General features: G+C 49.2%; 7 protein-coding genes. 4 read left to right on the forward strand and 3 right to left on the reverse strand.

Going from position 1 to position 7,029, the window contains the following annotated elements; translation table 11 throughout:
* From ACJAYR_RS17730 to ACJAYR_RS17745, 4 genes are all read left to right on the forward strand, one after another.
* On the forward strand, window positions 1-1,695 hold a 1,695-nt coding region (locus ACJAYR_RS17730), incomplete at its 5' end, for a methyl-accepting chemotaxis protein (RefSeq protein WP_415237833.1).
* Window positions 1,696-1,866: 171 nt separating this feature from the next.
* Window positions 1,867-2,466, forward strand: coding sequence for a hypothetical protein (locus ACJAYR_RS17735; RefSeq protein ID WP_415237834.1), 600 nt, complete (start codon window positions 1,867-1,869; stop codon window positions 2,464-2,466).
* 101 nt (window positions 2,467-2,567) lie between these two features.
* A complete protein-coding gene (locus tag ACJAYR_RS17740; RefSeq protein WP_415237835.1) occupies window positions 2,568-3,053 on the forward strand; it encodes a PAS domain-containing protein in 486 nt (161 codons plus the stop codon).
* Between the two features lie 24 nt (window positions 3,054-3,077).
* Window positions 3,078-3,698 carry a glutathione binding-like protein gene (locus tag ACJAYR_RS17745; protein ID WP_415237836.1) on the forward strand — a complete coding sequence of 207 codons (621 nt, stop codon included), beginning with the start codon at window positions 3,078-3,080 and terminating at the stop codon, window positions 3,696-3,698.
* 12 nt (window positions 3,699-3,710) lie between these two features.
* On the opposite strand, the gene ACJAYR_RS17750 is transcribed toward ACJAYR_RS17745, so the two are convergent.
* From ACJAYR_RS17750 to ACJAYR_RS17760, 3 genes are all read right to left on the reverse strand, one after another.
* Window positions 3,711-4,493, reverse strand: a complete 783-nt coding sequence (locus tag ACJAYR_RS17750) for a GntR family transcriptional regulator (protein WP_415237837.1) — start codon at window positions 4,491-4,493, stop codon at window positions 3,711-3,713.
* Between the two features lie 4 nt (window positions 4,494-4,497).
* The gene (locus ACJAYR_RS17755) at window positions 4,498-5,313 is read right to left on the reverse strand and encodes an enoyl-CoA hydratase/isomerase family protein (protein ID WP_415237838.1); all 816 of its coding nucleotides are present in this window, start codon (window positions 5,311-5,313) and stop codon (window positions 4,498-4,500) included.
* Between the two features lie 6 nt (window positions 5,314-5,319).
* Window positions 5,320-7,029 (reverse strand): acyclic terpene utilization AtuA family protein (locus ACJAYR_RS17760; protein ID WP_415237839.1); only part of this gene is annotated, 1,710 nt, incomplete at its 5' end.

Here is a 7,029-nt window from a genome sequence, read left to right on the forward strand (position 1 = left end):
GTTGCCATTACAGGATTGCAGCGTGGGCATGAAAAAATGGTGTCGTTGGACAATCAATCGTCCATGACGGGTGCCGCATACCGATTTCAAAGAGATCTGCAGGCTTTTAACGGAAGTCTGTTTCGCCTAATTTCCCAGATGAACGCAGGTGTTGAAGAAGAAAAACTCGCTGCACAGCGGGAAGGTCTTTTGAAATACACAGCCGGATCTGAGAAGCAGATCGCGGATTTCATTGCGAACGGTAATTTCTCTGAAACCGAACTGGAAATTTTAAATCGAGTTAACGACCAGCTCGTTGCTTATAACGTCGCAGTTCGTGATGTTATTGATATGACAGAAATCGATGGGGCCACAGCCGTTATCATGATGGTTGCGGCGGATGATAGCTTTTCGGTTATGTATCAAACCATCGAAGAAATTGCGACCCTTTGGCAGAATGAAGGCAAGGTTGCCTTTAATGAGGCTGAAGCAGACGGGGAAGCTACTGTTACCCAGTTCCTGATTATCGGCGTTATTGCATTCCTGATTGCCAGTGTTGTGACCTGGTTGATTATCCGGATGATTAAAGGCCCGATCGGATCATTGACCGGGGTTATGGCGAAGCTGTCCGAAGGGGATCATAACGTTGAGATTCCAAACCAGGATCAGAATGACGAAATTGGTGCAATGGCAAAAGCCGTTCTTGTGTTCAAGAACAACGCCATTGAACAGGAGCGGATGAAACTGGAAGCGGATCGTCATGCTGAAGAGCAGGCGCAGCAGGAACAGGCTGCGCGGGACGCTGAAGAAAAACGCGCTCAACAGGAACGTGAACGGGAACAGGCAGAAGCCGCAGAGAAGGAACAGCGGGCGCAAAAAATCGCTGATCTTATCAGCCGGTTTGAAGTGCGTGTTTCTGATGTTCTGCAAACGGTGGCTGAGGCCACGCGGAACCTGCATGATACAGCAAACCTGATGAATGACACAGCGGGTCAATCCTTGAGCCTGTCTGAAGGTGTGGCAGTTGCATCGAGCGATGCCTCCCGAAATGTTCAGACGGTGGCTTCTGCTGCCGAAGAACTGACATCCTCGATTAACGAGATTAGCCGTCAGGTACAACAGGCGAGCAAAGTTTCGGAAAAAGCGGTTGTTGAAGCTGATAACAGTACACGATCTGTTTCTGCCTTGGCAGACACGGCTCGGAAGATCAGCGAAGTTGTTAGTATGATTAGTGATATTGCTGGTCAGACAAACTTGCTGGCTCTGAACGCGACAATTGAAGCAGCGCGCGCAGGGGATGCGGGTAAAGGCTTTGCGGTTGTGGCTAGTGAAGTGAAAAGCCTGGCGACACAAACAGCAAAAGCAACAGAAGAAATTGCGGGTCAGATTGCTGATATGCAAAGTGCGACGGATACCGCCGTTTCGGCAATTGGCAATATTGATACTGTTATTTCCAGTATTCGCGAATCCACGGTTGGTATTTCTTCAGCAATTGAAGAGCAAAGTGCTGCAACCAATGAGATTTCTCGAAATGTTCAGGAAGCTTCTAACGGTACGACGGAGGTCTCTAATAAAATTGGGACCGTTTCAGAAAAAGCATCAGAAACTGGAACAGCCGCCAAACAGGTGCAATCCGCGTCTTCCCGTCTGGATGAATTGTCCGGTTCGTTGAAAAATGATATCGAGGCGTTCCTGAAAGAAGTTCGGGCAGCTTAAACTATACATCCACTGATACTTTGAAAAGGCAGCGTTCTTTACGGAACGCTGCCTTTTTATATGAAAACCCCGTTCAGTCATTATTTCGTCATTTTTGGGCCATAGCTTCTGCAAACCAGTTGGTTTGGCGCAAGTGCCGACAGATAGCTGTTTGCTTTTGAGGGCGTAGAAGTGGTTAGCATATATTCCGATCAGGGTTTTTCATCCGCAATAAACGATTTCCTAAAGGTAGTTTCTGCAGGCGTGTTGGTCGCGCTGCTTGCCTCATGTGCAGGCGAAGAAAAAGAGAAGACCATCGTTGTAAAAACCGATCCTGCAATGGCGGTTGCACCGGATGAGACTCTGCAAACTGCGCTTTCCGGCCTGACCGGATTTTCACTTGGACGGGACCTGACGGATGTAAAAAAGACTGGGTTGCGTATTTGTGCCGCAAAAATGAGATATGGTGACGATACTGACAGCAAAATTGCGCAACTTTATTGTTTTAAGGGGGCTTCAGATCAACAGGCTTCTCAGAAATTTTGGGTAAATTTCACATCTCCGATCAAGGGGCACAAGGCTTGGAAAATTACCTTGTCCCTTTCAAAAAACGAACAGGCCTCACCAGAAAAACTGGTCGATCAGTTTACCAAACTGTATGGTGCCCCGCGTGTTGTTGAACAGCCTCTTTCCTATTCCTGGACGGATGGCGACGTTTTTCTGACACTGGTCAAAGATGCCTATGGGGTACAACTGGAACTGTGGGATCGAAGTCTTCACACTATTTCATGACGGTTTTTTTCAGAAAATATATAGTATTTTAGGTAAATTTGAAGTATTTACCGACTCATTCTAGAAATCACTAATTATTAGTAGAAATGTGTTGGTATTTTATGGATGACGTCCTGCATCATAGCTACGAGAAGACTAAACAGGTTCGCGCAGAAGTAAGGGATCCAAGAATTGTTGAGTTACTGGACTATTACCTTGAAATTCATCCGAAAGACCAAATGCCGTCCCGCCGTGTCTTCGATCCGTTCCATCTGCCCAGACTTTTATCACACCTGACCCTTGTTGATGTGGAACGGGATCCTTATCGCTTTAAATTTCGGGTGATGGGAAGCACGATAACCGATAATATGGAGCTGGAAGGCACCGGAAAATATCTCGATGAAATTTTCCCTGGTATTGAAGAGCAATACCCCTATCTGGACCGGGTAACCGTCGCCGAAAACAGCTGCCCAGTTCATCGTCTCGGACAGCCCAGTCTCTCGTTTCGAACAGATTTTGCTAATCTTGAACGGGTCCACTTACCCCTTGCGTCTGATGGAAAAACAGTAGATATGATTCTTAGTATGTTCATCTATAACGCTGAATAATAAGATTAATTTGTCTGAGTTAATATGAAACTGTATATCCGACCACGGTCCGGCTCGCTTGCACCGCATATCGCATTGCATGAAGCGGGCGCCCGTTTTTTTGTCGATATTGTCGACACCGGGAGTAAAAAAACGGCCACGGGTGAAGACTATCTTCTCATCAATAAAATGGGTTATGTGCCAACTTTAGAGTTGGATAACGGTGCCTTTATTACGGAAGGGCCAGCAATTCTAAGTTTTATTGCGGATTACTTTCCGGCAGCCAAATTATCCCCGCGGGCCGGGACGGTTGCGCGGGCGCATATGAACGGATATTTGAATTTTATCGCGGCGGAAATCCACAAATCCTTTAGTCCGTTCTTTGCGCATCCCCCGCTTGAAACCGACACCCGGCAGAAGATGCAGGCCGTATTGAACCGCAAAATAGACTATATCAATGGTGAGTTTTCAGATGGTCGGGACTATTTGATGGGCAAAAGTTTTTCGGTCGCTGATGCGTATTTGCTGGCGGTTCTGCGATGGTTGCCAGCGACGGATGAGGGGATCGAGAACTGGCCATTTCTGGCAGATTTTATGACACGGGCCAAACAACGGCCGGCGGTTCGCGAAGCCATGATCGCCGAAGGAATAGAAGACGAACTCTAGCCGTTTTGCGGGTCAGTCTATTCGGACATCGGGGAGCCAACCGGACGGTAAATCGTTTGCCGGATCGCCGACATGTTCTGTTTCCATCAAGAAAAGATCGCCCCGATACAAGTAATGTCCGCTAGAAACCACGTATCCTGACTGGTTCAGGAACTCCCTGTGGATTTCTGCAACAGGGGCGGCCATCGCACATTCCAGATGTTGAGATGTTTCATAATCTGCCGATCCAACGGTCAGGGTTTGCCGGGCATGGCCAAGCGTTTCTGGTCCGTGGGTTGAAATAAGTTTGGCAATCGGAATAAGGGAAATATCTGAGCGGGGGATGGCTTCAAACTGACGGCGTTCAACATAGATATCCATCAAGCAGTAGGGTATGTCCTGATAAAACCTGAGTTTTCGAACACAATAATAGTCAGGAAAGACTTCATTTTCCCTGATCATGGCCCGCGGGAGAGGGGCCGGTCCGGTAATTTCAAGCACTTTGATAACGTGCTTTAGTTGATCCAATTGATCCAGTTCAACCGTTGGACCATTTCGCCCCGATTTTGAAAGGGCTTCCTCAGACACATAAGTTCCCCGTCCACGGCTGCTGATGATCAAGCCTTCATCGGCCAACAGGTGAAGCGCCTGTCTCACTGTTATGCGGCCGACCTGAAATTCCTGGCAGAGACTTGAAATTGTCGGAAGCCGTTCACCGTTTCGCCAAAGCCCTTTGATAATCCGGCTGCGCAGAATATTGGCGACCTTCAAATATAGGGAAACGCGGGACGTATATGGACCATCTACGGTGTTCATGTTTTTAATCCCAATTTGGTGTTCTTTTCTCCAGAAACGCGGTGATCCCTTCTTTTGCATCCGCGCTTTTCAGGCATTGTTCCAATTTTTTCTTCAACATCGGTAATGCAGGATCAAAATCCATATCTTCCTGTTCGTGGTACGCGGCAAGACCCAGCTGCATGGTCTGTGGGGCCAGACTGGCAAGGTCGTTTGCAACCTTTGCGACATGGTCGTCCAATTGATCTGTGGGAACAACCTGATTGATTAACCCATGTTGTGCGGCGGCCAAGGCTGTCATTCTTTCACCCCGCATAATGAAGTCGAGCCCCTGCCGTTTGTTCATCACGCGAAACAGCCCCGCCATGACCATAAACGGCCAAATCCCTCGTTTTATTTCCGGTGCCGAAAAATGCGCGTGTTCAGCGGCGTAAGCATGGGTACTGTTGCAGACCAGAAGAAGCGCGCCGGCCAAAACAGGTCCTTGTATCTTGGCAATGACGGGTTTGTTCAAATGCCGCAAACGGAGGGAAATATCGTCCGTTTCGCCCCGCTTTGGAACGTTGGAGGCGGGCTCGGTTGAGGCGGTACCGCTCATGGACCGCAGATCGCCCCCTGCGCAAAACACATCTCCTTCAGCCGCAAGGATAACCACCCGGATCGCACGTTCCTGTTTGGCATAGTCCAGCGCATATAAAAGTTCGGCGCTCATAACCGGATTAATGGCATTTTTGGCTTTTGGCCGGTTCAGTGTGATGGTAAAGACATGACCTGTTTTATTCAATTTCAACGTTGCGAAGGTCAGCCCTTCAAGGTCCAGTTTTTCTGTTGCTTGTGTCATGATTTGTTATCCCGCCTTCGTAACCAGTGATTTGGGCAGGATGATCGGCCTGCTGCGTAAATATTCTCCCATGGCTTTTGCCTGACCATCAATGCGGTCATTGGCGGCGACCCCTTCGCCCAGAATTCCATAGATCATGAAATTAAGGGATCTGATATTTTCCAGTTCAAAACGTTCCACTCGGTAGGGGGCGATGTCGGGCATCAACTCTTTAAGTTTGTTGGTTGTCAGGTTTTCATGGGCCCAGGCATAGGCGGCATCGGTTTTCGCCCATAGACCAATATTCGCGGCGCCGCCTTTGTCGCCAGATCGGGTGCCGAATACGCGTCCAAGCGCAATCTGCATCGTCTCTCCGCCCGGTGAGGGCACGCGCTTTGAAGGCGGTTTTTGATAATGGATCTGCGCCAGCTGAAGCTGACTGGTGGGTATGATGTCAGTGCTTTTACCGCGCAGATGGACTTTCTCGGTGATATATTGGCTGTCAATCAAGGCAGGCCAATGAATGATATAAGGACCCCCGGCGCCCGGGGCTGTTCGGCCTGTAAATCCGGGAAAGGTAGCGAGAGCCAGTTCGATGATTTTGGCCGAGAAAATGCGACCGGCAAGCTTTGGATCAGACGATTTTACAGAAATCCGTAAGCTGGCAAAGGCTTCTTCGGTACGTTGTGCATCGGGTTTGTCTGTTCGAATGAGATCAATGGAAACATCATCAAATGCGCCTTTCCCACCCACCAGTTTGAACAGAACATCGGTAAAGATCTCGGCTTTTTCTTCAATATCCAGTCCCGTCAAAACCAATTCCATACTGTTTCGATAACCGCCTAGAATGTTCATGCAGACTTTATGCTGAGGGGGTGGGTTGGTTCCCCGGCATCCACTGACCCGCACACGATCCGGGCCAACCTGCTGGATGGTCAGGGTGTCAAAATGGGCGATGACATCGGGGTTCTTATAGGCGGGACTATTGATCTCGTACAGAAGCTGGGCGGTTACGGTCCCTTCCGAGACCAGGCCGCCCGTTCCTTCATGTTTGGTAATTGTAAAACTGCCATCCTGTTCGATTTCCGCAATGGGATATCCGACATTATGAAAGCTGGGTACTTCTTGAAAAAACGCGTAGTTGCCACCGCAAACCTGGGCGCCGCATTCAATCAAGTGGCCTGCGGCGACGGCACCTGCGAGTGCGTCAAAATCGTCTCTTTTCCAATTAAATTTCCAGGCAGCAGGGCCTAAAACGACGGCAGCATCCGTAACACGCGGTGCGATAACGATATCGGCGCCTTCATCAAGCGCATGTTTGATGCCCCATCCACCAAGATAGGCATTGGCCGTGGCGGGTTGATAGCGGGTTTCCCGTAATGCTGCGCCTGTATCGATATTTTCGAACGCCACCCCTTTTTCCTGGAGGTCCTTAAGCCGCGGAACCAGATCATCACCATCAATATAGGCAACTGTGCAGGACAGTCCCATATCTTCGGCCATTTTTTCCAGTGCTTCCGCCATGCCTTTGGGGTTCAGGCCGCCGGCATTGGTGACAATCTTAATGCCGTTTTCCAAGCAGGGTTTCAAAATATCCTGAGCCTGTTTCAGGAAGGTCCCGACATATCCCTGATCCGGGTCTTTACGTTTTTTGGAATACAGGATCGACATGGTCAGTTCGGCCAGATAGTCGCCGGTCAGCACATCAATAGGGCCTCCTTCCACCATCTCCCTGGC

Origin of the sequence: Sneathiella sp., from assembly GCF_047631475.1 — a bacterium.
Taxonomy (GTDB): domain Bacteria; phylum Pseudomonadota; class Alphaproteobacteria; order Sneathiellales; family Sneathiellaceae; genus Sneathiella.